Here is a 24,159-nt window from a genome sequence, read left to right on the forward strand (position 1 = left end):
TCCGGGAAACCCCATGAAACCGCATTGCCCGAACTGCCTGAAGGAAATGACCAAGGCAACCGCGTCGCGTAACCTCTTCAATTGCGAACCCTGCCGCGAGATCATCCAGTTCTTCGGCGGTCATGCGGAGCATTGCGAGCATGGCCCCCGGTTCACCTGGCCTATCCGCCGCAAGCGCGACGGCCACGCCGCCCGCGCGGCCTGATCCCCCCGCAGGGCGCCTAGCCGGCCGCTTCCCCTGCGTCGGACGCATCCGCAGCCATCCGCGGCGGCCGCACCACGGTGACGGTGCAGGTCGCTTCCGCGGCGACCTTGGCCGAGACGCTGCCGAGCAACGTACGCCTCAAGGAGCCCTGCCGCGCGCCGATGATGACGTGGTCGACTTGGTTGACCTCGGCGAATTCCAATAGCGCGGCGGCGGGATCGACCGCCTCCAGCACATGAACCGACAGCCGGCTCTCGTCCAGCTTCAGAGGCGTCGCCCAATGCCTGAGCGCCACCAAGCGGTCGATATGCTTGTTGGAGCCCTGCTCGTCCAGGGTACGGTCGACCGCGATGCGGTTGAGCTTGAGCACGTTGACGCAGGCCAGCCGCGCCGACGGCAGCGTGGCGAGAATCCGCTCCGTCGTCATGCGCAACGCCTCGTTCAGCTCCAGCGCGCCTTCCTCGGTGTCGAGCGCGACCGCCAGGATCGGGCTCGAGGCGATCTGCTCTGCGATATCGGACTTCGCGCGCGGCTGCATGACGCCCAGGTTGAAGCGGCGCCGCCACGCCACGCTGAGGGGATCGCGCTTCATCCGCTCCGAGCGTGCGGTGAGCTTGACCTGGCTCGGATGGGTGAGATCAAAGGCGAGCTGCGATGCGGTCGGATAGCGCCAGACCGGCTCGATCTCGAGACAACGCAGCACCACCTCCTGGAGCCAGGGCGGATAGTCCGCCCGCAATTTGCGCGGCGGCTGCGGATCACGCCACAGCCTGCGCCGCATCGCGCGCAGTGTCTCGCCTTCCCCGAATGGCCGCTCGCCCGTCGTGAAGAAATAAAGCAGCACGCCGAGCGAGAACAGATCGCTGCGCTGATCGTCGCGCACCCCCAGCAGCCGCTCCGGCGCCATATAGGGCGCGGTGCCGTAAGGCAGCCGGAACTCCGCCTGCAACAGGTCCGGCAGATGATTGTGGTGCGACAGACCATAGTCGATCAGCACCGCTTCGCCGCTATCGCGGAACATGATGCTGCTCGGCTTGATGTCGTGATGGATCACGTTCTGGCGGTGCAAATCGGCGAGCGCGGCCGCGATCTTCGCAACCAGCTGCCGCGCCTCCTCGTAGGGCAACGGCAGGTCGGGCAGCCGCTTGTAGAGCGTGGTCCCGGGAATGCGCTCGATCACGACATGGGCCTGGTGGGCGAAGTCGCCAGTGCCGAAACAGGCCGGCACGTGCGGTCCTGCCAGCCGCGGCAGGATCATCATCTCCATCTCGAAGGAGACGATCGCGGCCGGGTCCTCGCCTTCCGATACCCGCGGGATTTTCATCAGCAGCGGCACCTCGATGCCGGGATGGGTGACGGTCCACAGCGTCGCCATGCCGCCGGCATGGACGCATTCGCCGATGGTGTAGCCGTCGATCTCGGCGCCCGGCTTGACCAGGGGTTTCGGCATCGCCGTCAGCGTCCCTGTGACAGGCGGTCGGCGAGCCAGGGCGGCAGGCCATTCTCGCGGATCTTGCCCGCCGCGCTCGCGATGTCATAGGGCACGCGGCAATAGGTGATCTCGCACGAAACCGTATCGAAGAGCACGAAAGCGGCGGACGGATCGCCGTCGCGCGGCTGGCCGACCGCGCCGAGCACGGCCAGCCATTGCCGGCCGCGCAGGAACTGCACGGCGACGCCGGGCTTGGGTACAAAGCTCGTCATCTTCGCCGTCACCGACATTGAATAGATCGCCGGACGGTGGATGTGGCCGCAGAAGGTAACATGGGCAGGCGTGGCGATCAGGCTCTTGGCGGCGTCCGCCGTCGAACGGACATAGTGCCAGCGCTGGGGATTCGATGCTTCCGAGTGGACGAAGAGACGATCGCCGTCCTGCACAAGCATCGGCAGCTCGGCCAGAAAGCGCCGTTGCGCCACGTCGAGCCGCCCGCGGGTCCATTCGATCGCGACCTGTGCCTCGGCGTTCATGGTCTCGCTGGTCGTGCTGACCGCCTCGTCGTGGTTGCCCCGGACCGCGATGGCGCCTTCCTCGACCAGCCTCATCGCGGTGTCCACGACCCATTCGGGATCGGCGCCATAGCCGACGAGATCGCCGAGCAGAACGAACCGCTCCGCGCCTCTCGCGCGGGCCACCTTCAGGCACGCCTCGAACGCCTGCCGGTTGCCATGGATATCCGAGAAGACAGCTAGGAGCACGCACCCTCCACCCTTGAGGTCTTATCGAAAGCCGATAAGGCCAAATTGAGGGAGGTCAACAAGATGCGCCAGCGCGGCGCGGTTTTCCAGCGCACCCCGGGGCAATGGTGAAGGGCCTATTGCTCGTCCTTTGGCGGCATCCGGGGCGGCGGCAGCGGCGTGAACACGGCGCCTTGCGCGCCGGCCGGTGGAGCGCTGAACTCGCCCGTCGAGGAATCGCCGCCGCTCGTCTCCATGATCGTCTTGGGCGTTACATATTCCCGGACCATGTCGATCACGCTGCCCTCTCCGCCGCCGAAATCCGCGGCGCGCCCGCCTTGCAGATGCCCCGCCGCGATCTCGTTCTGTGCCGCGTGGGTCTTATCGGCCAGCCGGTCATTGTAGGGGACGCGGAAGGCCCGGGGGATACCGCTCGGGCGATTGTCCTCGTCGAGCTCCTCGACCCACAGATAGATCGAGCCGGGATCGCCCTCCAGCGAATGCGGCTCGACGATGCGGGCCTGGAGCAGCTTGAAAGAGCCCGGCAGGCGGTCCGCGCTGGCCCAGCCGAGCAGCCCGCGCATTTCCGTGAAGCTGACCACATAAAAGGCGCTGGTCACGACCACCGTGATCGCTTTCAGCGACCAGTGCAGTCGCGCGTAGACCAAAACGACCAAGAGCAGCGCGCCGATCACGGCGTAGGCGACCGACAGCGTGAGGATGACCGCTTGCAAATTACTCACGGCGTATCCTCACACCAGTCTTCGGGTCGACATCCGCGCCGTTGCGCCAACTGCTGCGGAACGTCTCCAGCAGCGATTTCGGCCGCTGGTCCACATTGACCACCTTTCCTTCGGCATCGAGCCTGAACCGCACCGCAGTCTTCTCGTCGCCGGTGTGATCGAGCGTGAATTTGTTGTCGAAGATCACCTGCGCGGTCGGGTTGAGTTTCTGCACCTTCACATTGGCCGAAACCGGCTCGCCGGTCGTGGCCACGAAATGCGAGACGTTGACGGTGTATTCGCCGGCGACGATGCCGCGCACGGTCACGATCTCCTCGCGGATCGGCGAGGCTATCTTCTTGCCGTTGACCATGATGAAATCGTTGGCCCCGCCCCGGTCGTCACGGTCGAGCGTGAGAAAGCCGGCCTCGCGGTGGCGATACCAGGCGATATTGCCGGCGGGATCCTGCACGAACAGGTCGAGATCGTCGGGGTGATTGTCCGGCCAGTCCAGCGTGATCATGAACTCCGCCTTGGAGTCGATCTTGCCGTCCTTGGCGTCCGGGGAGACCGCGAGCAGCGCGAGGAAGAACAGGAAGGCGATCACCTGGAGCGCCTTGAACAGCATCACGCCCAGCGGATCGAACGATTCCTCGCGCGGATAGAGACCGAAGTCGTCCATCATGACGGCGTTTCCGGACGCCGGCGTTCCAGAGCCGGCGTCACATAGGTCTCGGTCAGCACCACCGCGTCCGAGAATACCCGCTGGGTCGCAGCATCCAGCATGTAGTACTGAATCCGGACCAGGATCGAGCCGACAAGGCCTGCAAGCGTCGTGTACATCGCGACCGCCATGCCGTCGCTCATCAGTCCCATCGAAGACCGCATCGCGACCTTGTCGGCCGCGTCGAGGCCCGCGATCGGCGCCAGCATGATGATGAAGCCGACGATGGTTCCGAGCAGGCCGAGCTTCATCAGCGTGTCGGAGACGAACGCGCCGAACCCGTTGGACCCGCGCATGCGGTCGGCCAGCGTCCGCAGCAGCAGCGTCTGGTCGACAGCACGGAAGTCCTGCGCCGCGGCCTTGGTCACCAGGCTCTCGATGTGATCCCGCACCAGCCCGCGCGGCAGCGAAGTCGCACTTGCATCGAGCACTTTGCTGCCGTCAGGCGCCGCCAGCACCGCGCGGCAGCGCCGTGCCGCCGCCCCTTCGCGCGCGATCGCCCGGGTCCGCAGGAAGCAATGGCCGCAGGTGACGACATAGAGCAGCGCGATCACGCTCGAAATGTAGGTCCGGTCCGAGGTCAGCATCAGGTGGATCAGGCCGAACCGCCACAGCAGCACGACAGCGAAGATCGAAAGCCCTGTGAAGATCATCCAGAACAGCAGCGCGCTGCGCTCGGACGGGTCGGCAGTGCTGCCCGCGATCGGTCCAATTGTCATCGAACTCATGCTGCACTGCTCCCGGCCAGCGATTCCTCGCCCATTAGATCAAAGCCGCCGGGCCGGGTCCAAAGAGCCATGCCCAATCCGGCCCGGGAATTTTGCCCGAGCTGCGATCCTGCCGTTCCCCGCAATTGGCAAGGCGTGGCGGCGTTGTTAGTCTGACCTTACCAAACTTTGGGGTGATCGCATGCGCCTTGTGCTTCAGCTTATCGCCCGTTTGCTTGTCATCGTCGCGCTGTGCCTCGCCGCCGCGACACTGTGGGCCACGTTCGACGCCTATCGCAGCGTCGACCGGGCGACCGCGGCCTCCGCGCAGCGGGTCGCGCAGGCGCTTCAGGCGCTGTACTGGCGCGAGCTCTTGTTGCGCAGCAGCAGAACGCGCGAGCATCTGCTGCCGGTTCCGGACTGGCGCACGCTGGAGACGATGAAGCTGATCTCGCCGGGCGTCTGCGTCGAATTCCAGCCCGCGGCGGCATTCGAAAAGCCACTCTGCGGCCAAAGCCAGGGCATCGGCAAGACGCCACCGCGCTGGTTCGCATCGATCGTGCCCACCTTCCTTGGCAGCCACGCCGAGGTGGTGCGGCCGGTCAGTCCACGCGCCGCATCCGCCGGCGCGGTCGTTGCGACACCGGATGCCGCAGCCGCGATCTCGCTCGCCTGGGAGTACATCCTCAACGTGATCGACGTCGCGCTGCTGATGGCGGCGGCGATCGCGCTGCTGGCCTCGCTCGCGATCGCGCACACGCTGGCCCCGGCACGGGCGATCGTCACCGCCTTGGAGCGCATCGCGCGCGGGCAATATCGCACGAAACTGCCGCGCTTCCGCTCGGTGGAACTTGCGATGATCGGGGGCGCCGTCGACGCGCTCGGCTGCCGTCTGGAGGAAGCCACCGAGCAGCGCGCGGCGCTGACGCGGCGCCTGATCGAGATCCGCGACGACGAGCGGCGCGCGCTCGCCCGCGAGCTGCACGACGAGTTCGGGCAAAATCTCTCGGCCATCCTCGCCTTCGCCAACACAATCGAGACCGCGGGCGCAAGGCAGAGCAGCGATAGCGGCATCGCGCAGGACGCGCGCATGATCTCCCAGGCCACGCATCATTTGATGGCCTCACTGCGCGACGCGCTGAAGCGCCTGCGCAATCCGCTGCCCGAGGAATTCGGGCTGGAGGCCAGCCTCATCAATCTCGTCGACAGCTGGCGCTCACAGAGTGCGACACAGCCGACGATCCAGCTCGATCTCAGGGGCGACCTCACCGCCATCAGCGGCCCCGCCGCCACCACCGCCTATCGCGTCGCCCAGGAATGCCTGACCAATGCGCTACGCCACGGCGCGGCGCGCGAGATCTCCCTGCGCGTCGAGCGGCGCGCCGGCGAGGACGATGCGCTTCTGATCCGCGTCGAGGACGATGGCGGCGGCGACGCAGCGCGGGTGGCGCAGTCGGCGGGCTTCGGCCTCACCGGCATCCGCGAGCGCCTGGCCGCAGCCGGCGGATCGCTGTCGATCCTGCCTGCCAATCGCGGGCTGAGCGTCGCCGCCATGATCCCGCTCGCCGCGTGAGGCCACGATGAGCGAGGTCGCGGCAACAGGCATCTCCGTGCTGCTGGTCGACGATCACCCGATCGTCCGGCAAGGCTACCGGCGCGTGCTGGAGAGCCAGGGCGATCTGCGTGTCGTGGCGGAAGCCGACAATGCCGCGGACGCCTACGCCGCATTCAAGGCGCATGATCCCGATGTCATCGTGATGGACATCTCGATGCCGGGCGCGAGCGGGCTGGAGGCGATCCGCAACATCCGAGCGCGCAGCCCGCGGGCGCGGATTCTCGTTTTCACCATGCACAACGAGGCCGTGCTGGTGAAAGCCGCCTTCAACGCCGGTGCCAGCGGCTTCGTCACCAAGAGCAGCGAGCCTTCCGCCGTCGTCACCGCGATCCGCGCCGTCGCCCGCGGCGAGCGCGCCATGAGCGACGACATCGCACATGTGCTCGCCGATGACAGCCTGTCACCGACCGGCTCGGCGCTGGATCAATTGGGCGAACGTGAGATTGAGATCTTGCGACAGTTCGCCGGCGGCGCGACGACCGAACAGATTGCGGCGCACCTCAATCTCAGTGTGAAGACGGTGCAAAACTATCACTATCTGATCAAAACGAAAACCGGCGCACGCACGGATGCACAGCTGGTGCGGCTAGCGGCGGCTTGCGGGCTGACGAAGATTTAGCAGCAATGCTGTCGCACGGAGATCCTCGTGCATCGCTCCCGATGCGCTTGGTCTCATGTGACGTTCCGATGATTACTGCCCTGTTATTGCTGGACAGATTGGAACGGACTTCATTCAGCTTCTGTTGGTAGCAGAGTGGAGGAATAACGCCATGAGTAAGGCCATTCACAAGGTAGCCGCCCATCCCGCTATCATCACTGTAGGCGAACTCATCGACGAGCTTTGCCGCCTGCCAGATACGGCCGTCGTCAGCTTCCGCTGCCCCATGCTCGAACAACAGCTGGCATTCTACCGGCTACGAAAGCGGTCAAAGGACCTTGTCGAAGTCGAAGTCAACACCTATCCGGAGAGCCCGCCGATCGTGCCGTCGGATGGCGCATTTCATGCGACCAAGCGGACCTCTCACGCGTCGCCGGCGCGGGAAAGCGCTCTGCTCCACAAGGGACGAGGTTGAAACAGCCGTTACAAGCGGGTGGGCATCCGCCCCTAGGCAGCCTTCAACCCGCGCAGCACCAGTGCAAGCGTCGCATCCACACGCGCGGGCAAATCGGCATCCTTCCACTCGTCGGCATGGGCCGGATGGTGGAAGCGGACAGTGGCATCGAAGATCGCGCGCGCGGTCGTCTTGACGTCGCTCACAGCGAATTCGCCCTGCTTCACGCCATCGGACAGGATCGACGCGATCTGGTCGATCATGGTGTCCTTGTGACACTTGATGGCCGCGCAGGCTTCGCGCGCCAGCGTCAGGTAAGTGTCGAACATCTCGGGGTCGTCGAGGACGCGCGAGCGCTTGGCGGCGAACAGCGTGCGTAGCCAGCGGTCCAGCCGCACCGGCGCGGGGCCCTGCTCCTCGGCGATCTGGCGCAGCGGAGCGTCGATACGGTCCAGCCAGCGTTTCGCGACGGCCTCGCGCAGCGAGGCCTTGCTCGGAAAATGTCGATAGACGCTGCCGTGGCTGACATCGAGCGCGCGGGCAACGTCAACCACGGTGGCCTTGGCGAGTCCGTAGCGCCTGAGCACATCCTCGGTGACTTCGAGGATCCGCTCCGGCGTCAAGATAACGGCTTCGTTCATGCCAGCACCATGTTCCCGTTGAGGCTCAGTTGCCCGGCGATGGAGCCGCTTCCGATGCGCCCCTGCCGGTCGTTTCGCAAAGCTCTCGTCTTAATGAGGCAGTTTTGCAGCCTGCGCCGCGATCTGGCGCGCCACCAGTAAATTGAGCCAATGCCCAATCGTCCCGGTTAAATTGATGATTTCGGTGGTCATTGTCGTAAGTCTCCATTCGTCCGCGGGCCCCTCTCTTCAATTTCGCCCTCGATCCGCATTTGTTTCGGATCTCAGGCCTTCCGGGGGTGGCCGCGAGACGCCCAATCGGAGCGTCCGGGAACGGATATACACGTCCCGCTGACAGATTTCAATATCTGTCAGTCAATGATCCGTGATTGATAGTTAATTTCTGATCCCGGCCGGCTTCAGGCTGTAGGGGCCGGGCTAGGTAAGCTGCCCCACTCATCCCCCGCTACCTTGCCGGCGGCGTTTGTTTCGTCCTCCCCGCTCTGCTAAATCGCGGCGTAAAAAGCGTTTTGGCCGGAGCCGCGCCCCTTAAGTCGCTTGGGGACTCCCTTGGGCCGCGCCTGCCCACCTCTTTGGAGCCGTCAGATGATCCCCCGCTACACCCGACCGGAAATGGCCTCGATCTGGGAACCGCAGACCCGGTTCAAGATCTGGTTCGAGATCGAAGCGCACGCGGCGGACGCTCTCGCCGAGCTCGGGACGATTCCGAAACAGGCCGCCAAGACGGTGTGGGAGAAGGCGAAGAACGCCACCTTCGACGTCGCCCGCATCGACGAGATCGAGCGCGAGACCAAGCACGATGTCATCGCCTTCCTGACCCACCTCGCCGAGATCGTCGGCCCCGACGCCCGCTTCGTGCACCAGGGCATGACCTCGTCCGACGTGCTCGACACCTGCCTCAACGTCCAGCTCACCCGCGCCGCCGACCTGTTGCTCGCCGACCTCGACAAGGTGCTGGCCGCACTGAAGAAGCGCGCCTTCGAGCACAAGATGACCCCGACCATCGGGCGCAGCCACGGCATCCATGCCGAGCCCGTGACGTTCGGCCTCAAGCTCGCTTATGCCTATGCCGAATTCTCGCGCGCCAAGGAGCGCCTGATCGCGGCGCGGAAGGAGGTCGCGACCTGCGCGATCTCCGGCGCCGTCGGCACGTTTGCACAGATCGATCCGCGCGTCGAAGCGCATGTCGCCAAAGCCATGGGGCTGGTGCCCGAGCCGATCTCGACCCAGGTGATCCCGCGCGACCGCCACGCGATGTATTTTTCGACCCTTGGCGTGATTGCCTCCTCGGTCGAGCGTCTCGCGGTCGAGATCCGCCACATGCAGCGCACCGAGGTGCTGGAGGCCGAAGAGTTCTTCTCGGAGGGGCAAAAGGGTTCGTCGGCGATGCCGCACAAGCGCAACCCGGTGCTGTCGGAAAACCTCACCGGCCTCTCGCGCATGGTGCGGGCCTATGTGACGCCGGCGCTGGAGAACGTCGTGCTCTGGCACGAGCGCGACATCTCGCACTCCTCCGCCGAGCGCATGATGGCGCCCGATGCCACCGTGACGCTCGACTTCGCGCTGGTGCGCCTCGCCGGGCTGATCGACAAGCTCTTGGTCTATCCCGCCAACATGCAGAAGAATCTCGACCGCCTCGGCGGCCTCGTGCATTCGCAGCGCGTGCTGCTGGCCCTGACCCAGAAGGGCGCGAGCCGCGAGGACGCCTACAAGCTGGTGCAGCGCAACGCCATGCCGGTCTGGCGCGGCGAAGGCGACTTCTTGCAGCTGCTGAAGAAGGACGCTGAGGTGAAGAAGCATCTCTCCGACGCCGAGATCGAGGAGCAGTTCGACCTCGGCTATCACCTCAAGCACGTCGACACGATCTTCAAGCGCGTGTTCGGCGAGAGCTGAGGACCAGCCTAACTCGCCGATGAGTGGAGCGCGATCGTCCTAGCAGCATGCACCTGCGGCGGTCGAGCGGAACCGCGCTGCTTAAGAATTGAGCAGAACACCTTGTAGTGGAATATTCGTTTGGCACCGACGTTCTTTTGATATTTGTCAGGGACGTCAACCGCTATCCTGCTACGCGAAGCGAGCCCGTTGAATTTCAAAGCCGATTCGCATTGGAAAACCGCCAAACGGAAGCGCTGTCGGTATTGAGTATGATCCCGCAAATTAACGGAGTTGAGTTTTTTCGAAGTGAACTCTTAACTACAATCGGAGGTTTATTATGCCTCAATTTGAGGGGCATCTCGTCCCTTCCGATATGCTTCGATTTGTCGAGGAGAAGCTTGGCGCTGGCATCTGGCGCTATGATGCCGCCGGCCAAATGCAATGGTCGCGCGGTTTTTACGAGCTGCTGGGGTTAGACCCTCGGAAGGATGCGCCCTTACGCGGAGATGGACCGACGGATTCACCCGGAGGATCGACGCCCGAAACTCGATGTGAGCGAGCTAATGCTCGACCGGTCTCCGCTTGAGGGCGAATTTCGAATCATTCGACCGAACGGGACGTTGCGCTGGGTCTACAACCAGGCTGAGCTGTTGCTCGATGACTCCGGCGAGCCGTCGGGCATTCTGGGCGTGATGTTCGATATCACCGCCAACCGCAAGAAGTTGCAGTCTCTCAGAACCGATGCCGAGCGCTACAGCGCGCTCACCCAAGTTGTCCGTGGATTGTTGTGGATCGGCAGCTCTGACGGTCGGATTACGGCCCTGCCGAATGCGAACGGAATGCCGCAGGCACCTCTCTTCTTTGGCAGGGGTTGGCTGGATTTATTGCATGGCGAGGAGCGCGAGACGGCGCTGCATCAATGGTCGGCCGCCGTTGAAATGCGGCGTCCCTACACCACCGAACATCGGATGCGGCAGCCTGATGGCACTTACCGATGGTTCCGCTGCAGCGCTGTGCCCGTCTCCAATCCGGACGGCAACATCCGGGAATGGGTGGGCGTCTCGGTCGATGTGCACGACGAAAAGCTCGCAAGCCGTGCCGCGGCATCGTCGAGGCTCACCGGAGCGCAAATCCGCGCCGCACGGGGCATTCTGAACTGGTCGGTGAAGGATTTGGCCGGGCGGACCGGGATTTCGTCCGCGGTCATCCGGCGGATCGAGGATTACAATGATTCTCCGCCAATGCCTGGCGATGCCATGGAGGCTATTCGCAATACGCTCTCGACCGCGGGCATCGAATTCTTGTTTTCACATGTCGGGAAGCCCGGCGTCCGCCCGCGATGATTGTCGAGCGACTCCACCCCCGACTCAAATTTTGAGTCTTTTTTCGTCGCAAATGGCGTTGCCACGCAAATTTTGATTCACGTGTGCAACTTCCGCTCCCGCGGCTGGGTTGAAGGACAACTTTTTGCGACCGCCCGATGCGGGGTGGATAATTCTTTCTTAACGCGCGCATAAATATTTTGCCCCACACTGCTCTGCACGCAAGGGTTTCGGACTTCGCAAGTGGGACACTGTGGTAGTTGCGCGCAGACCGAGCATTCATCCTCACGGTCAAGCCAACACTAAGATGCCGCGGGTGCCGCTGCGCCGACGCCTTTGCCCTCGCAACCCACAGCCCATTGGGCGGAGCACGATAATTCATTTCGCCAATTCCTTGCGGCAGCAGTTCGCAGGGATCGAGGAGTATTGCCATGCCGTTCAATTTCAACCTGCGCATACGCGGACGACTGCTTGCCGGCTTTACCGCCGTCTGCGCCATTATCGCACTTTCCGTCGGCTACACGGTTTTTGCCGTCGACGGAGTCTCCAGGATTGTAGATCGCATGGTGAACCTGCGCACGCCGGTTGCGCTCGCAAGCACCGAGCTGGTCGGAAATGTCTATTCGACGCTCGCGACGTTGCGTGGCTACCTTCTGACGGGCAATCCGCAGGGCAAGCTTGACCGTCAGGCGATGTGGAAGGAAATGGATGCGACCGCTGCCGCGTTCGACGAAATGGCAACGCAATTCACCAATCCGGAGAACAAGCAGAGATGGGCGCAGGTCCGGGCGCTGCTCGCCGAATTCCGCACCGCCCAGGACAAGGCCGAGACGATCGCCTTCACGCCCGACGCTTATCCCGCAAGCAAGCTCCTCACCTCCGAGGCAAGTCCCCGCGCCGAGGCGATCTTCTCGGAGCTCACGCGGATGATCAACGAGGAGGAGGTTCTGGAGGCAACCCCGGAGCGCAAGCGAGTGCTCAAGGCGATGGCGGATACGCGCGGCAATTTCGCCGCCTCCATGGCTCAGCTCCGCATGTATCTCCTGTCGGGCGACAAGAGCGACAGGGAGAAGTTCGCGAGGCCATGGGAACTCTTCGAGAAGGGCTTTGCGGCGGTGAGCGCCCAGAAGGGCCTGCTGACGGCAGCTCAGCTCGTGTCCTTTGACAAGATCGCCAAGGCGCGCGGGGAGCTTGCACCGCTTTCGGACAAGATCTTTGCGCTTCGGGAATCGACGGGCTGGAATGCGCCGGTCGACATCCTCGTGACGGAAGCGGCACCGCGCGCGCTCAGGATTCTCGATTTGCTTGACGGGCCGAAGGGCGCCGACGGCACGCGCTCGGGAGGAATCAAGACCAACCAGAAGGAGATGCTCGCGCAAGCCAAGGAGGAGGTGCACGATGGCATCTCGCTCCTGATGACGGTCTTGTGGGGACTGCTCGCGTTCGGCCTAGCCTTGGGCGCCATCATTGCGCTCTTCACATCGCGTGCCATCGCAACGCCGATCCAGGAAATGACCGCGGCGATGGGCAAGCTTGCCGGCGGTGAAACCTCCACGCTTGTGCCAGGGGTCGGGCGCGCCGACGAAATAGGCGAGATGGCCGGCGCCGTTCAGGTCTTCAAGGACAACATAATCGAGGCTGACCGTCTCCGCGCCGAGCAGGCGCAGGCGGCGGCCCATGCGGCGGCGCGCCGCAAGGCCGACATGAACGAGCTGGCAGGTCAGTTCGAGAACGCCGTCGGGGAAATCATCGAGACTCTTTCGTCGTCGTCGACCGAACTCGAAGCTGCGGCCAACACGCTGACGAAGACGGCGGAGAACACCCAGGAGCTGTCCGTGATGGTCGCGGCGGCTTCGGAAGAGGCCTCGACGAACGTTCAGTCGGTCGCCTCGGCCAGCGAAGAGATGAGTTCTTCGGTCATCGAGATCAGTCGCCAGGTGCAGGATGCCGCCAGAATTGCGGTGGCAGCCGTCGAGCAGGCAAAAAGGACCAACGACCGCGTCAATGCCCTGTCGCACGCGGCAACCCGGATCGGCGATGTTGTGGAGCTCATCAACACCATCGCCGGGCAGACGAACCTCCTAGCTCTGAACGCGACGATCGAAGCTGCCCGGGCCGGCGATGCGGGCCGAGGCTTTGCGGTGGTTGCATCCGAAGTCAAGGCGCTCGCTGAGCAGACCGCGAAAGCAACGGGCGAAATCAGCCAGCAGATCTCCGGCATCCAGACAGCCACGCAGGAGTCGGTCGGCGCAATCAGGGAGATCAGTGGCACCATCAGCCGGATCTCGGAGATCTCGTTTGCGATTGCATCGGCGGTCGAGGAGCAAGGTGCTGCGACGCAGGAGATCTCTCGCAACGTTCAACAGGCGGCACAGGGCACCCATCAGGTTGCATCGAGCGTTTCCGATGTTCAGCGCGGTGCGACCGAGACCGGCTCGGCATCCGGTCAGGTCCTTATGTCAGCGCAAACTCTGGCCAGCGACAGTGCCCGGCTGAAGACGGAGGTCGACAAATTCCTGACCACCGTCCGCGCCGCATGACCGATCTTGAGAGGCTGCTGGCACGACGCGCTTCGCCGGACTGTTCATCCCGATTCCTCTCGAAGTCGCTGCGGCGAAGAGCTTCACGAGGTATGACGTCGGGCGAAGCTTCAAATCAACGCGTCCTATGGATATGTCGCTGACGTTCCGCGGTATAGAGTGCCGGGGCGAAATACAGCCTGCGATTTGCCCGTGGCACGATGGCAGGTTACGCTGCGCCGACAACTCGACGCATCGCACTGTTTCAGGAACGACCCTCCCCATGCCCATCGTCAATCGCATCGCCGCCCTCTCCGACGAAATGGCCGCCTGGCGCCATGACTTCCACGAGAATCCCGAGCTGCTCTACGAAGTTCACCGCACCGCCGGCATCGTCGCCGACAAGTTGCGCGAATTCGGCTGCGACGAGGTGGTGACGGGCATCGGCCGAACCGGCGTGGTCGGCGTGATCCGCGGCCGCAAGTCCGCTTCCGGCAAGACCATCGGACTGCGCGCCGATATGGACGCGCTGCCGATCATGGAAACCTCCGGCGTGCCTTATGCCTCAAAGGTCCCCGGCAAGATGCACGCCTGCGGCCATGACGGTCACACCGCCATGCTGCTCGGCGCGGCAAAATATCTCGCCGAGACGCGCAATTTCGACGGCACGGCTGTGATGATCTTCCAGCCCGCCGAGGAAGGCGGCGACGGCGGCAAGGCGATGGTCGAGGACGGCCTGATGACCCGCTGGAACATCCAGGAAGTCTACGGCATGCACAATATGCCGGGCCTGGCGGAGGGCCATTTCGCGACCACGCCCGGCCCTATGCTCGCCTCCTCCGACAACATCCAGATCACCGTTCACGGCAAGGGCGGCCATGCCGGCGCCGGCCCGCACAAGTCGGTCGACAGCGTCCTGATCGGCTCGCAGATCGTGGGCGCGCTACAGTCGATCGTCGCCCGCAACGTCGATCCGCTCAAATCCGCCGTCATCTCGATCACGCAATTCCATGCCGGCACCGCCTTCAACATCATTCCCGAGGTTGCCGAGCTCGGCGGCACCGTGCGCACGCTCGATCCTGAAGTGCGCGATCTGGTCGAGCGCCGCATCGGCGAGGTCGCCGACAGCGTCGCCCGCGCCTATGGCGGCTCGGCAGAAACCAAATACACCCGCATGTATCCGGTGACGATGAACCATCCGCGCGAAGCCGGCGTTGCCGCCGGGGTCGCCCGCGACATCGTCGGCGCCGATCGCGTCAACGAGAAGTTCATTCCGATGATGGGCGCCGAGGATTTTTCGTTCATGCTGGAAGCGCGCCCAGGCGCCATGATCCTGGTCGGCATGGGCGACGGCAACGATTGCCATCACCCGGCCTACGTCTTCAACGACAACATCCTCGGCCACGGCGCGTCATACTGGGTGCGGCTGGTGGAGACACGGATGCCAGCGGGCTAGCTAAGACAATGTCGATGTCGGCGCCCTGCCCTACAGGGGGCGCAGCCGGGCGAGTCAGTTGCAGATCTCGCCAGGAATTTTCACGGTTCCGAGGCCTGGACTGGGTACCGAACCAAGGCGGCAGCCTTTCGCAACCGGTCTACAGCCGGCTGGGTTGCAGATCATCTGCCCGGAAGCCTGCGAGGTCGGGGGTGTAGACTCAGACTGCTTCCGGTCCTGATCGCGCTTCTTGGAATCATCGCGCGTCGCAACCGGCTTCTTCTCCTGCACCTTCTCGCATTCGTTGTCGTCGCCCACGCGATAACCGGCCCGGCAGGTGATCTTCACGCATTGATCGCCGTCGGCCTTGAATCCGAAGTTGCACACGAGTGGGCAAACGCGTCCCGGCTTCGTCTTCAGCGCATCGAGCGCGTCGACGCTGGCGAGCTTCACATCGAATTGGGTGCCGGCATATTTGTTGAACAGTGTCAGCGAACGCTGCGATGCGGGGCTCCAGTCACTGTCGGCCGCCGCGGACAGGCAGCCGACGCGGCGCAATTCGCTCTGCACGGCTTTCGCCAGATCGGCTGCAGACAACGCGGATGCCGGCGCAGGCGAGAGCGCGGCCACCTTCTGGTTCTCTGGCTCGGGAATCTGTCGATCGGCTGCCGGCTTTGCCGCAGGCTGTGCTGACGCCTTCTCCGCGGCCTGCCGGGCGGCGAGTTCGGCTTTGGCCTTCTCCGCCGCCTGCTTCTCGGCCTGTGCTTTTGCAGCGGCAGCCTCCGCCACTTTGCGCTGCTGTTCGGCTGCGTCGGTCCTCGCCTGCTCGATCTGCTTTTGCTTCTCCGCGGCGATCCGGGCCTCTTCAGCGGCCTTGGCGGCCGCAGCCGCCCTGTCCTGCTCGGCCTTCTGGGCGCGTTCGGCAATAAGCCTTGCCTTCTCCTGCTCGGCCGACTTCGCTTTCTGTTCGGCCGACGCGCGCGTCTCCTCGGCACCGATCTTGTTCAACTGGCCTTTGGCCAGGTTGGCATAGAAGCCTTCGGGATATTGCGCCAGGAAGGCCTCCCAGCCGTCCCGCGTGCCGAGTTGGAGCGCAAGTTCATAGTCCCGCCGGAGCTCGGACTGCGGATTTGCCTGCGGACCGGTTGCGGCCGGCCTGGCAGGAACCAGCGGCACGTCATCGCCGCCCAGCGAGCCATACACGAAGGGCTCCTGTTTGTTCGTGGTGCTCCGCAGCACATCGTCGCGCACGAAGCCGAAGGCCTTGCGCAGGTCCAGGCCCGGCTTCGGCAGGTGTTCGACCAGCGCGATGGCGAACGGACTGTTTCTGGAATCGCCATCGGACGCCGTCGATCCCGCCTTCGCCGCGAAGGCAATCATGGTGTTGGGGCTGGTCGGCTCGACCTTGGCGAGCCCGCGCCCGATCGCGCGCGAGGCCAGCGTGCGCTTCATGGTCTTGGAAAAGGGATTGTCGCGGCAGGCGTCCAGGATGATCAGGCGCAGCTGCTTGGCAGGCTCGACCGCGAACAGCGCGCGCTCCATCGGAATAGTCTCGTCGAGAACATCGCCATCCGTCTCCAGCGCCGCGTCAGTCGGAATGAGATAGTTGGTGCCTTCGAGCTCGATGCCGTGGCCGGCATAGTAGATGACCGCCATGTCGGCATCGCGCGTCCTGCCGGCGAATTCGCGCAACGTGCGCCGCATCTCGCTGGCGTTGAGATCCAGCCTGACGTCAACGAAATCGAAGCCGGCCTTCTTGAACATGCCGCCAATCAGGGTGGCGTCGTTCGCGGGATTGCCGAGCTTGGGCACGCTCTTGTAGGCGGAATTGCCGATCACGAGCGCAACCCGCCGATCGGCATGTGCCGGTCCGCAGCAAAGGCCAATGGCAAAAATCAACAAAGCAAATAGCCGAAACGGAATCACTTGCGTTCCCCCGAATGCAATTCTACGAGACTATTCGGATGATCGCCCAATTGCCAATTCTTACTATGTGATGGCCGTCACATAGAGGCTCTCGAACGGCGATATGGATAATGCGGCGAAGCGTCGCCCCCTCCTGTGGGGCCACAGCCCGATCCTGTTTCGGGTCGCTATACTTGCACCACCTCGTGGCGCATCACGAAGGGTGCAAGCAGTGCGTGCACCTCTATCAGAGGTGCGGGCACCGCAGAGTTCGTCGTCATTGGGCCGCAGAGCGTAGACCCGCTGGCTCACGCGCCCTCAGCAGGCGGGATGCGGTCTCGTCCGGCGCGAGAGGCAGGGTGAACTGAAAGACGGCGCCCCGAGGCTCGTTTGCGCCGGCCCACATCCGTCCGCCATGCGCCTCGATGATCGAGCGACAGATGGCGAGGCCCATCCCCATGCCTGTGGGCTTGGTGGTGTAGAAGGCTTCGAACAGACGCTCCACATTCTTCGGATCCAGTCCCGGACCGGAATCCCGCAAGGTGACTTGCACGCCGTTCGATGCATCTCTGCCGGTGCTGATCAACAACTCGCGTCCCCCCTCGCTGACCGCGCCCATCGCCTCGACCGCGTTGACGATCAGGTTGAGCATCACTTGCTGAAGTTGGACCCGATCTGCCTGAACGGACGGCAAGCCCTCGACAAATTGCGTTCGCACCGACACGCCGTTCTTGAATGCTTCACTCCGGGTCAGAGCGATGACGTCAAGCACCGCCTGGTTGATCTCCAGATTCTCCTTTTGCGGGGGAGCGCTCCTGATGAGCGCCCGGATGCGACCGATGATATCGCCGGCTCGCGTGCCGTCACTGGTGATCCAGTCGAACGTCTGTCGAACCCGCTCCAGGTTTGGCGGTTGGGCCTCCAGCCAATTCAACCCGGCCTCGGCGTTCGCCACTATCGCGGCGATCGGCTGGTTGACTTCATGGGCAATCGAAGCGGTTAGTTGCCCCATCGTGGTGACGCGGTTTGCGTGCGCAAGTTCCATCAGGGCTTCACGGTAGCGCCGCTCGTGTTCGCGGGCTTCGGCTTCCGCCCGCTTGAGAGCCGTCAGATCAAGGACAAAGCCGACGCCTTTATCCGTACCTTCTCCAAACATAGTCCCGCCGATCAGCACGGGCACACGGCTTCCGTCCTTCCGCACATACTCTTTCTCGAACGGTTCGGCCGTCCCCACCCGCTTCAATTCCGCCACGGTATACAAGTCGCGGTCGCGCCATTCCGGCGGCGTGAGGTCGGTCCTATGCAGGCGCCCTGTTGTGAGATCTTCTCGGTCGTATCCCACGATGCGCAGGAATGCATCGTTGGCCTCGAGAATGCGCCCCTCGATTTCCCAGATAATGATGCCGATGATGTTGGCATCGAACAGCCGCCTGATCTTGATATCTCGTGCTGCAAGATCACTCTGGAGCTGGATGTTCTCCTCTGTCGCCTTTCTCCACCGTTTCGCTTCGAGCCGCGCGAGCGCCAGCGCTGCCCCGGCCAGCGCGACGACGAGGACAACGGCGCCGGCGATCAGCCAGGTCCAGCGTCGCTCGAATGCTTCGGCGCGCGCCTCCCGGTCGGCGAGCCGAAAGCGCTCGTGATCCACCATCTGGTCGATTTGCGAGCGGATCTCGTCCATGCTGCGGATCATTGCCAGCGCGGCCAGCCCGGACGTACCGGCCGTCTTCAGCAGCTCGTCGATCTCGCGCAACGTTGCTGCAACGGTCAGTGCCAGATGTCCGGCCCGAAGGCCCTGCAACGGATCGTCCTCGACCAGCGTCTGCAGCGCCTGAGCCTCCCGTCGGACACTTTCGTCAGAGACGCCGTAGGCCTTGAGATAGGCGGGGTCGAAGGTCATGAGATACCCGCGCCTTTCGGTCTCCAGTTCCGCGACGATCGCCCGCAGCCGATCGAGCGTTTCGAGTACTTGGCGGCTATGCTCGATGAAGTGATGAGCTGCTTGCCGCTCCTGCCAATATTGCAGGCCGAGGAAGCTGGTCGCGGCAAACAGGGTCACAAGCACTGCGACCGCAAGGATCAGCGGACGAGAAAACCATCGCAAAGATAGGGCCGAAGCAGAGGCTGACATTTGCCTAGGGTCATGCTCGCGTGACCGGCGCGTCTTCTGGTGCCAAGGCCAGAGCATTGTTAGGATGATAGCATGGATAAGCCCGCAAGGGTGAGCCGGAACCTGACTAGGTTACATCGGCTTCGGACCCCGTAAGTCGTCTGGCGAGGGCCACGATGCCGTAGGATGCGGCCCCGCTCACGTGTCGTGAATGACTGCCTTGGGGAAGGAGCATTAGCATGGCGCAGGGTGAAAAGTCACTGAACCGTCAAATGCCGGCCAGCCGGCGCAGTTTCGTTAAGGGATTGGGCGCGGCGGGGGCGGTGCTGCCGGCCATGATGCCGCGGTGGAGTGTTGCCCAGGATGCCGCCGCGATCCACACCAGCGCCGCGATCGACTGGAAGCAATTTGCGGGACAGACGATCGCGCTTTCGGGCGCGATCCATCCGTGGTCGGCTGCGATCACGCCGCTGTTGCCGGAGTTCACCATACTCACCGGCATCAATATCACCACCGATTTCCAACTGGAAACCACGTACCTCGGCGCGCTGCCGATCAGGCTCGCGCGCGGCAGCAGCACGCCCGACGTCTTCATGTTCACGACCTATGGCCAGGGCATCTCGAACGGATGGCTGGAGCCACTGAACGGCTATTATTCCAACAGGTCGCTGACCGACCCCACCTGGTATGACGAGAGCGATCTGCTCAAGACGGCCCGAGCCTTCCCGCTGTGGTCGGACGGCGAACGGTACGCTGTCCCGATTACCTCAGAGGCGATGACCCTGTTCATCAACAGGGATGCGCTGGCAGCCAAGGACCAGCCGATTCCCCAGACTTTCGAAGAACTGCTTGTCACCGCCAAGGCGGTCAAGGCCAACGCGATGTCGGGGATCGCCATGCGGGCCCAGGCCAGCGGCAATTCCTCCCCACCGGCCATGGGCTTCCTGTTCTCCTACGGTGGGGCCATGGTCGAGCACAACAGGGTCGCTTTCGCGAGCCCGGAGGCGATCGCGGCCGTCGAGATGTACGGACGGCTGCTCAGTCAGGCCGGGCCTGCCGGCGTCGGCAGCTATGAATGGTACAACGTGCTGGATGACTTCCTGCAGGGGCGGACGGCCATGGCAATCGACAGCAGCAACTTCGCTACCGACATCTCCAATCCAGCGAAAAGCCGTGTCGTCAAGCAAGCTGGGTTTGCAACCTTTCCGCATCTCGCCGGTCGCGGACCCGTCCCCTTCATGTCGCACTGGCAGGCGTGCATCAATTCCAAATCTCGAAACAAGCGGGCGGCTTTTCTGTTCCTGCTCTGGGCCACGAGCAGGGCGACCTCGCTGAAGACTGCTGCAGCAGGGCTGGCGACGACACGCGTGTCGGCCTGGTCGAGCGAGGGGTTCAAGAAGGCGTTCGGCTCGCAAGCCGCCGAGGCGGCGCTGACCAACTTGCAGAATGCCGATGTCGACCGCGCCAAGGCAATCCTTTTCCATCCGCAATCGAGACCGATCCTGGACGCCTTCATGATCGGCGTCAATGAGGTGGTCAACGGTGCGAAATCGGCGAAGGATGCGATGACCGGCGCAGCCGAAAGGGCCAATGCGGCGATCCGCGGGTAGCGGCGATGCGTTGTCCAATCGGAAGAGCTGGAGCCACGCTGTGCGCGGCCCCATCAGGCCTACCCGCTCGGCCATGCTGGTTAGGCGAAAACCACCTCGTGCCGCATCACGAATGGGGCGAGCAGCGTGTGCACTTCGTCGGCAACTACCTCGCGCTGATCCTCCGGCAAGCCCGCAAGCGTGACAGTCGCAATCGAGCCGTGGCTGCCATGGGCGCCGACCTTGACCTTGCAGTCGATGCCGCGCCCGGCGAGCGGCGTCAGCACCTTGGTGAACACGCGCTGGGCTGCGTCCCAACGCAGATGCGGCTTGAATACCTTGCCGACGCCGGTCACCGGCATCGGATCGATCGGGATGACCTGCACAGGAACGGCCGCGCGCTCCGGCGTGCGCTCGCGAACCCACGTCTCCAGCTCGCCAGGCTCGACTTTCGCGCCTGGCTTCAATTGCACGTAACCGACAGGCAGCTCGCCGGCATAGGCATCGGGCTGACCAACCACGGCGGCGAAGCCGACGGCGGGATGACGGAACATGATCTCCTCGATCGGCGCCGGATCGATGTTGTGACCGCCGCGGATCACGAGATCCTTGGCGCGGCCGGTGATCCAGAGATAGCCGTCGGCGTCGAGCCGGCCGAGATCGCCGGAATTGACCCAGACCTCGTCGACGAAGGCGCCCGTGTTGTGTTCGTCGTTGAGATAGCCGCCGAACACGCCGGGCCCGGCCATGATGACGACGCCGATCTCGTCAGGCGCGCAGTCGCGGATCAGGCGACCGTCGGCATCGAGTTGCACAATGCGCACGCGCGCGTACGGCATCGGCAGGCCGACCGAACCGAGCCTGATCGGCCGCGAAGGATAGGCCAGCGTGTGCACGCTCGAGGTCTCGGTCATGCCATAGACCTCGACCACCGGCAGCTTGAGCTTGTCCTGGATCGCAGAGCCCACGGCGACGGGAATCGCCGAGCCGCCGCCGGCGGCATATTTCAGGCTGGAAATGTCGGCATTGCCCGGCGGCACCGCCAGCGTGGCGGCAAGCACCGTCGGCACGCTCGACAGCGCCTCCGGCTTGAAGCGTTCGACCAGCCCCCAGATGTTCTTCACCGAATTCGGATTGCGCCATCCGCTCGGCGACAGCACGACCAGCGAGCCACAGCCCGACAACGTCGTCAGCACCTGGGTCAGCGATCCCCCGACGTGAAACAGCGGCATGCCGAACAGCATGTTGGCGCCCGGCTTCGGCTTCAGCAGCAAATTGAGCGCCCAGGCCTGATAGACTTGGTTGGCATGAGTGTGCCGCACCAGTTTTGGCGTACCGGTGGTGCCGCCGGTGTGGAAATAGGCGGCGATGTCGCTGCCAGCAATCTTGCGGCCGCTGACGAGCCGGTCGGACGGTTGCTGCTTGATCAGATCGCTGAACGCAAAGATCCCTTTCGCCGGATCGCCGCCGCCGAACACCTGCACGATCGCCTTGAGATGCTTGAGCTGCGGGCGAATCTGCTCGACCTTCTGCCAGATGTCGGTGCCCGGCATCGGCCCGAGCGCCACCAGGATTTTCGTTTTCGCGGCCTCCAGGATCTCCGCGATCTGATGCGGCTCCAGCAGCGGATTGACGGGATTGGCGATGCCCGCGGCCTCGGCGCCGAACAGCGTCACGAAGGCATCCGGCACCAGCGGCAGCATGAAGCTGATGACGTCGTCCTTTTCCGCGCCGAGCGCGTGAAACATGTTGGCGACCTGCGTGACGCGGGCGACGAAATCGCGATAGGTCACCACGACGGGCGTGTCGGCCGGATCGGCGTTTTGCAGAAACTGGATCGCGGCCCCATCGGGGTTGCGCGCGGCGCCTAAGCTGATGGCGTCATAGGTGCTCTCGGCCGCGACGCGCTTCGCGTAGGGGACCTGCTCGAATGCCCGGAGCCCCTCGTCCGTCGCCAGGTCCGGATAGTCGTTGCCGATGAGCCGATCGAGCGCGTGGATGCCCGCCATGAATTCCGTCCTCCCTCAGGTGCATTTCCCCGCCTCCTGTCTTTTGACATTGGTTCAGGCGAGGCCGCGACCGATTGCCGGTCGCGCGGACAGAATGATGGATGATTTGGCGTTCGTCTATTCCTTACCGGCTGCGGCGATCGAGCCCCGTTGAAACGTCCTTTGAACCTCCTCGCACGATCCGGGGACCAAGAACTGGCACCGGGCCGCCAGCCAGCGCCTTGCCGCAAGACTTGAGGACACCATGCCCACCCCGAACCGGATCACGCGGCTGCTCGTCGCACTCGCCGTAGCCTCGGCGATCGCCCTGCCCTGCGCCGCGGTGGCCGAGGAGGCGCAGCTCGACAAGATGCGCGCGAAGGTCTCGGCCTTCATCAGCAACATGATGGAGAAGCAGGGCGGCTCGCGCATCGTCTACAAGGTCGATGCCGGCGCCTTGCGCGAGTCTGTGGTCACCGAATTGCGCGACGACGCCTACAAGAACCTCCGTGAACCTCCGTGAGAGCCGCATTGCGTTCTCCGGCCTTGCAATTCGCGAAGGAAGCGTCGAGGTAAAGATCGCGGATGCCAAGGGGCGCGAGCAACTCGTGCGCAAGCTCGCGTCAGCCGCGGAGAATTTGCCCACGCATGCGCTCTCCGTGACAGATGGCGGCGACGGCCTGACCAGACTCGCGCCCACTGACGCTGCACTCGCCAGCGGGCTGCACGATCTCCTCGAAGATTCCGTCGCCATGATCGAGCAGCGCCTCAAGGACATCGGCATCAAGCTCACCAGCGTCCAGCCCGACGGGCCGGACCGCATCCGCATCTTCCTGCCGGACGTGATGGAGCCGGAGCGCGTGACTGCGGTCTTTGCCAAGAAGGTCCGGGTCAGCTTCCGCCTGATCGACATTTCGATGCCTGCGGAACAGGCGCAGCAAGGCACGCCTCCCGCGGGGGCGGAAATCCTGTTCGGGTTCAAGGACAAGCGTCCCTACCTGGTCGCCAAGGAAAGCGCGCTTGAGGGCGACGACCTCAGCTACGCCGGCCCCGGCTATGCGAGCGGCACGCAGGATCCGATCGCCTCGTTCCGCTTCAACGGGCGCGGCACCCGCCGCTTTGCCCACGTCACGGAAGAGAATATCGGAAAACCCTTTGCGATCGTGCTCGACGACAAGGTGATCTCGGCCCCCGTGATTCGCGAGCCCATCACCGGCGGCTCGGGCCAGATCTCCGGCAATTTCACCCTGAATGAGGCCAACAGCGTCGCCATGATGCTGCGCGCAGGCTCGCTGCCGGGGCATTTGGCCCTGATCGAGCAGCAGATCATCCAGCCCGCCGCCAAGCCGTAAAGCCGCCGGTCTCCGCCTCTCCGATCACGCCGACGGCCCCATCCCTTCCGGGTGTCGAAAACGCACGAAGCGGGTCCCGCGTGCGACAGGCGGCCAATTGCCGAATCCGCCGTTCGGGATAGAATTGCCGGACCGCCGGAAATGCTGGTCAAACGCCCGTCATCCGATTTCGATTATCCCTCTTCGGGACAGCGACGAAGACCGGCGGTCTTACGCAGAGGAC

17 protein-coding genes and 3 pseudogenes are annotated in these 24,159 nt (G+C 63.9%); 10 read left to right on the top strand and 10 right to left on the bottom strand.

The annotated features are described in order from the left end of the window. Positions 1–13 precede the first annotated feature (13 nt). Complete coding sequence (locus FXV83_RS39045) at positions 14–205, top strand: hypothetical protein (protein WP_148745362.1); 192 nt, start codon at positions 14–16, stop codon at positions 203–205. A gap of 16 nt (positions 206–221) precedes the next feature. Here FXV83_RS39045 and FXV83_RS39050 read toward each other — a convergent pair whose 3' ends face one another. The 5 genes from FXV83_RS39050 to FXV83_RS39070 all read right to left on the bottom strand — a co-directional run bounded on the left by FXV83_RS39050 (position 222) and on the right by FXV83_RS39070 (position 4,554). Then, a complete protein-coding gene (locus FXV83_RS39050; protein WP_148745364.1) occupies positions 222–1,655 on the bottom strand; it encodes a serine/threonine protein kinase in 1,434 nt (477 codons plus the stop codon). Positions 1,656–1,660: 5 nt separating this feature from the next. Continuing rightward, on the bottom strand, positions 1,661–2,401 hold the full coding sequence (locus FXV83_RS39055; RefSeq protein ID WP_148745366.1) for a metallophosphoesterase family protein: 741 nt from the start codon (positions 2,399–2,401) through the stop codon (positions 1,661–1,663). A gap of 116 nt (positions 2,402–2,517) precedes the next feature. After that, a complete protein-coding gene (locus tag FXV83_RS39060) occupies positions 2,518–3,123 on the bottom strand; it encodes a hypothetical protein (RefSeq protein ID WP_148745368.1) in 606 nt (201 codons plus the stop codon). Next, positions 3,116–3,787 carry a DUF2135 domain-containing protein gene (locus FXV83_RS39065; RefSeq protein ID WP_148745370.1) on the bottom strand — a complete coding sequence of 224 codons (672 nt, stop codon included), beginning with the start codon at positions 3,785–3,787 and terminating at the stop codon, positions 3,116–3,118. The genes FXV83_RS39060 and FXV83_RS39065 overlap by 8 nt, the downstream gene beginning before the upstream one ends. Beyond that, positions 3,784–4,554 (bottom strand): MotA/TolQ/ExbB proton channel family protein, encoded by a 771-nt coding sequence (locus FXV83_RS39070; RefSeq protein WP_148745372.1) that lies wholly within the window; start codon positions 4,552–4,554, stop codon positions 3,784–3,786. Before FXV83_RS39070 ends, FXV83_RS39065 begins: the two co-directional genes overlap by 4 nt. 181 nt (positions 4,555–4,735) lie before the next feature. Between FXV83_RS39070 and FXV83_RS39075 the strand changes: the two genes are divergently transcribed. From FXV83_RS39075 to FXV83_RS39085, 3 genes are all read left to right on the top strand, one after another. Further along, complete coding sequence (locus tag FXV83_RS39075; RefSeq protein ID WP_148745374.1) at positions 4,736–6,106, top strand: sensor histidine kinase; 1,371 nt, start codon at positions 4,736–4,738, stop codon at positions 6,104–6,106. A gap of 7 nt (positions 6,107–6,113) precedes the next feature. Next, positions 6,114–6,767: a response regulator gene (locus FXV83_RS39080; RefSeq protein ID WP_148745376.1), complete on the top strand. Its 654-nt coding sequence runs from the start codon at positions 6,114–6,116 to the stop codon at positions 6,765–6,767. A 151-nt stretch (positions 6,768–6,918) separates the two neighbouring features. Continuing rightward, a complete protein-coding gene (locus tag FXV83_RS39085; RefSeq protein WP_148745378.1) occupies positions 6,919–7,221 on the top strand; it encodes a hypothetical protein in 303 nt (100 codons plus the stop codon). Between the two features lie 32 nt (positions 7,222–7,253). Here FXV83_RS39085 and FXV83_RS39090 read toward each other — a convergent pair whose 3' ends face one another. Then, positions 7,254–7,841, bottom strand: a complete 588-nt coding sequence (locus FXV83_RS39090; RefSeq protein ID WP_148745380.1) for a TetR/AcrR family transcriptional regulator — start codon at positions 7,839–7,841, stop codon at positions 7,254–7,256. A gap of 585 nt (positions 7,842–8,426) precedes the next feature. Between FXV83_RS39090 and purB the strand changes: the two genes are divergently transcribed. From purB to FXV83_RS39110, 4 genes are all read left to right on the top strand, one after another. Beyond that, positions 8,427–9,734, top strand: a complete 1,308-nt coding sequence (purB, locus tag FXV83_RS39095; RefSeq protein WP_148745381.1) for an adenylosuccinate lyase — start codon at positions 8,427–8,429, stop codon at positions 9,732–9,734. Between the two features lie 488 nt (positions 9,735–10,222). After that, positions 10,223–11,059, top strand: a complete 837-nt coding sequence (locus FXV83_RS39100; RefSeq protein WP_148745396.1) for a PAS domain-containing protein — start codon at positions 10,223–10,225, stop codon at positions 11,057–11,059. A 410-nt stretch (positions 11,060–11,469) separates the two neighbouring features. Then, on the top strand, positions 11,470–13,578 hold the full coding sequence (locus FXV83_RS39105; protein ID WP_148745382.1) for a HAMP domain-containing methyl-accepting chemotaxis protein: 2,109 nt from the start codon (positions 11,470–11,472) through the stop codon (positions 13,576–13,578). Between the two features lie 262 nt (positions 13,579–13,840). Then, positions 13,841–15,013, top strand: a complete 1,173-nt coding sequence (locus FXV83_RS39110) for a M20 aminoacylase family protein (RefSeq protein ID WP_148745383.1) — start codon at positions 13,841–13,843, stop codon at positions 15,011–15,013. 54 nt (positions 15,014–15,067) lie between these two features. Here the strand turns inward: FXV83_RS39110 and FXV83_RS39115 are convergent, their stop codons facing one another. The 3 genes and pseudogenes from FXV83_RS39115 to FXV83_RS44615 form a co-directional block, all read right to left on the bottom strand. Next, positions 15,068–16,918 (bottom strand): caspase family protein, encoded by a 1,851-nt coding sequence (locus FXV83_RS39115; RefSeq protein WP_148745384.1) that lies wholly within the window; start codon positions 16,916–16,918, stop codon positions 15,068–15,070. Positions 16,919–17,174: 256 nt separating this feature from the next. Continuing rightward, positions 17,175–18,470, bottom strand: a pseudogene (locus FXV83_RS39120) (sensor histidine kinase); the annotation flags it as partial. 93 nt (positions 18,471–18,563) lie between these two features. Then, positions 18,564–19,085, bottom strand: a pseudogene (locus FXV83_RS44615) (CHASE3 domain-containing protein); the annotation flags it as partial. 161 nt (positions 19,086–19,246) lie between these two features. Between FXV83_RS44615 and FXV83_RS39125 the strand changes: the two are divergent. After that, a complete protein-coding gene (locus FXV83_RS39125) occupies positions 19,247–20,617 on the top strand; it encodes an ABC transporter substrate-binding protein (protein WP_148745386.1) in 1,371 nt (456 codons plus the stop codon). An 80-nt stretch (positions 20,618–20,697) separates the two neighbouring features. On the opposite strand, the gene FXV83_RS39130 is transcribed toward FXV83_RS39125, so the two are convergent. Continuing rightward, positions 20,698–22,605 carry an acyl-CoA synthetase gene (locus tag FXV83_RS39130; RefSeq protein ID WP_148745387.1) on the bottom strand — a complete coding sequence of 636 codons (1,908 nt, stop codon included), beginning with the start codon at positions 22,603–22,605 and terminating at the stop codon, positions 20,698–20,700. Positions 22,606–22,849: 244 nt separating this feature from the next. On the opposite strand from FXV83_RS39130, the pseudogene FXV83_RS39135 reads away from it, so the two are divergent. After that, positions 22,850–23,936, top strand: a pseudogene (locus FXV83_RS39135) (SecDF P1 head subdomain-containing protein). Positions 23,937–24,159: the final 223 nt, after the last annotated feature.

This window comes from Bradyrhizobium hipponense, assembly GCF_008123965.1.
Classification (GTDB): domain Bacteria; phylum Pseudomonadota; class Alphaproteobacteria; order Rhizobiales; family Xanthobacteraceae; genus Bradyrhizobium; species Bradyrhizobium hipponense.

Bases quoted from the DNA above. Each gene is read 5' to 3' on its own strand.
- FXV83_RS39045 (WP_148745362.1), top strand. From the start codon at position 14: ATGAAACCGCATTGCCCGAACTGCCTGAAGGAAATGACCAAGGCAACC.
- FXV83_RS39050 (WP_148745364.1), bottom strand. From the start codon at position 1,655: ATGCCGAAACCCCTGGTCAAGCCGGGCGCCGAGATCGACGGCTACACC.
- FXV83_RS39065 (WP_148745370.1), bottom strand. From the start codon at position 3,787: ATGATGGACGACTTCGGTCTCTATCCGCGCGAGGAATCGTTCGATCCG.
- FXV83_RS39070 (WP_148745372.1), bottom strand. From the start codon at position 4,554: ATGAGTTCGATGACAATTGGACCGATCGCGGGCAGCACTGCCGACCCG.
- FXV83_RS39075 (WP_148745374.1), top strand. From the start codon at position 4,736: ATGCGCCTTGTGCTTCAGCTTATCGCCCGTTTGCTTGTCATCGTCGCG.
- FXV83_RS39080 (WP_148745376.1), top strand. From the start codon at position 6,114: ATGAGCGAGGTCGCGGCAACAGGCATCTCCGTGCTGCTGGTCGACGAT.
- FXV83_RS39085 (WP_148745378.1), top strand. From the start codon at position 6,919: ATGAGTAAGGCCATTCACAAGGTAGCCGCCCATCCCGCTATCATCACT.
- FXV83_RS39090 (WP_148745380.1), bottom strand. From the start codon at position 7,841: ATGAACGAAGCCGTTATCTTGACGCCGGAGCGGATCCTCGAAGTCACC.
- purB (WP_148745381.1), top strand. From the start codon at position 8,427: ATGATCCCCCGCTACACCCGACCGGAAATGGCCTCGATCTGGGAACCG.
- FXV83_RS39100 (WP_148745396.1), top strand. From the start codon at position 10,223: ATGGACCGACGGATTCACCCGGAGGATCGACGCCCGAAACTCGATGTG.
- FXV83_RS39105 (WP_148745382.1), top strand. From the start codon at position 11,470: ATGCCGTTCAATTTCAACCTGCGCATACGCGGACGACTGCTTGCCGGC.
- FXV83_RS39110 (WP_148745383.1), top strand. From the start codon at position 13,841: ATGCCCATCGTCAATCGCATCGCCGCCCTCTCCGACGAAATGGCCGCC.
- FXV83_RS39125 (WP_148745386.1), top strand. From the start codon at position 19,247: ATGGCGCAGGGTGAAAAGTCACTGAACCGTCAAATGCCGGCCAGCCGG.
- FXV83_RS39130 (WP_148745387.1), bottom strand. From the start codon at position 22,605: ATGGCGGGCATCCACGCGCTCGATCGGCTCATCGGCAACGACTATCCG.